At 33.2% G+C, this 2,281-nt stretch carries 1 protein-coding gene and 1 pseudogene; both read right to left on the bottom strand.

Features of this window, described 5'->3' with window-relative positions; all coding sequences use genetic code 11:
- The coding region (locus AJN70_RS04585) for a flagellin (protein ID WP_070295535.1) at window positions 1-1,477 on the bottom strand (1,477 nt) is incomplete at its 3' end.
- A 96-nt stretch (window positions 1,478-1,573) separates the two neighbouring features.
- Window positions 1,574-2,281 (bottom strand): annotated as a pseudogene (locus AJN70_RS04580) (motility associated factor glycosyltransferase family protein); the annotation flags it as partial.

Raw genomic sequence — 2,281 nt, 5'->3', positions numbered from 1 at the left:
TAGCTGTTTCTGCTATATCCATCACTGCCATAGCACCTTTAAGTGTGGTAACACCTGCTGTTTCATCTTTTACTCCAAAAGCAGTTGTTTTCATGGTTGCAAACTGAGAAAGTCCGCTTTGACTTGAAAAACCTGAACCTGCAGAAACATTATACACTGCAGAAAGTTGAGAAGCAGCTGAAATAGCTATAGCATTTGCAAAACCTGTAGAATAGTTTTTACCACTACCTACAGAATAACCTGAACCTGCTGAAAATCCACTTCCTTGACTACTCATATAAGCGCTAACAGAAGAATAACCACCTAACATAATTCCTTTATTTGCGGAACCAAATCCCATAGCATCAGCGATATTAGCATCAATTTGTCCTTTTGATTCTCTTAAAGAAACAGAAGCTTGAGAGATAAATTGACTTGCTCCAAAACCTGCAGATTCAAGACCTGTACCGCTTACTAAAATATCTTTACCATCATTTTTAACCAAAGACAAACGACCATAGTTTTCTTTCATATTTGGATTGATAAAAGCACCTCTACCTATATCACCTTCGATTTTAATCCCTCTACCCTCTCTTGAGGTAAGCAAAAGCTGTCCATTAGGATCGATTGAAGCTTCAACCCCTGTAGTATCTTTAACCGAGTTAATCGCAGCAACTAAGGCTCCATTAGCATCACCATCTTTGTATTCTACTTGGCCGATTTTTACCCCATTGATAGTAAAATCATCTGAAGTAGTGCTTGCTCTAACTGCTGATATACCTCTAGTTTCTACTGTAAAAGTAGCCCTAACACCGGTTTTATCAGCACTTTTGTTGATCTCTTCAGCTAAGGCACCAAGTCCTGTTCCAACTGAAGTTGAAATCACAACTTTTTGAAATTTAAAATCATCTATACCATTGTAATTTTTAAGAGTAAGTTGTACTTCACCACTAGATGAAATTCTTCCTCCTGTTTCAAAGCGTGTTAAACCTATCTTAGAAGATTGAGTTGGTCCTATAGTAGCTTTTATAGTTTGATTTGAACTTGCACCGATTTGAAATTCTTGATTGATAAAATTTCCACTTAAAAGTTGTTTACCATTAAATGAAGTAGTATTTGCTATATTATCAAGTTCTTCCATCAAGCGGTTGATATCTGCTTGAAGCATAGTTCTTGTTTTTAAACTTTGTCCATCTTGAGCTGCTTGTGTTGCCTTAGTTTTAATTGTATCTAAGATTTTAAGTTGCTCATCCATAGCCTTATCAGCAGTTTGTAAGATACCTAAAGCATCGTTACCATTAGATATAGCTTGACCTAAAGTATTAGCTTGTGATCTTAAACTATCTGCTATCGCCATCCCTGAAGCATCATCTGCTGCGGAGTTGATTCTAAGACCTGAACTAAGTCTGCTTAAAGAAGCATCTAAACTTTTACTATTTAAATCAGCGTTTGCTTTAGCATTTAAAGCTGCAACATTGGTGTTAATACGAAATCCCATTTTAAATCCTTTTAAAAAAATTCAAGCTCATCCATGAACTTGTTAAATGCTATATCGTGCAATCAAAAAAATATTTTATACTTTAGTAATAAAATTTCATACTTTTGACAAAGACTTGTATTTTTGTTCTAACTTTTCTATAAAATAAAGCAACCATTCATGGTAAGCTTTGATATAGGCTGTGATAAAATGCGTTTTATTTTGTATATGAAGTTTTAATACATCAGCAATCATTTTTCCACGATAAGCAAAGGCTCCTCTTAAAACTTCATCCTGTATAAACTCATCTTCATCTAAAGAGTGATTGAAATTTTCTATATTTTGATAAACTTTTTCTAAAAATTCCAAAGGTAAAATAAAATCTTTACTGAGTATATTTTCTAAAATTTGTTTTAAAGCTAAAGCATCATTTAAAAATCTTTTAGCATTATCTTGATCTTTTTGTATTTTTTCTTTGAATTTAACTAGGAGTTTATCACTTCTATTTTTAGTTAAACTTTTTGGAAGTTCAAATTTAGGTTTTTCTTTTGTAAGGAGTTTTTCACAACATTCTTTAAAGGAAAGTTCTTCAGCAAAATTAATTCTTGCTCCACCTTCAGTAGCATTGTAAAATTTAGCCTTTTGATCATTGCAAGCAAAAAGATATTCAAGTTTTATGCGATAATCATTCCAAGTTATATGAGTTAAAACTTCACCTTTACCTGCATAGGCGGGGACTTTAAGTTTGTCTATATTTTCTTCACCGCTAAATTTCTCCCCAAAATCAAAACCTTTTGAGTGTGAATTTCCTTCTTCATCAAAGGC

It is taken from the genome of Campylobacter sp. BCW_4341, from assembly GCF_001764255.1.
In the GTDB taxonomy this organism is placed as follows: Bacteria; Campylobacterota; Campylobacteria; order Campylobacterales; family Campylobacteraceae; genus Campylobacter_D; species Campylobacter_D jejuni.
This window is presented reverse-complemented; position numbering and strand designations above follow the sequence as displayed.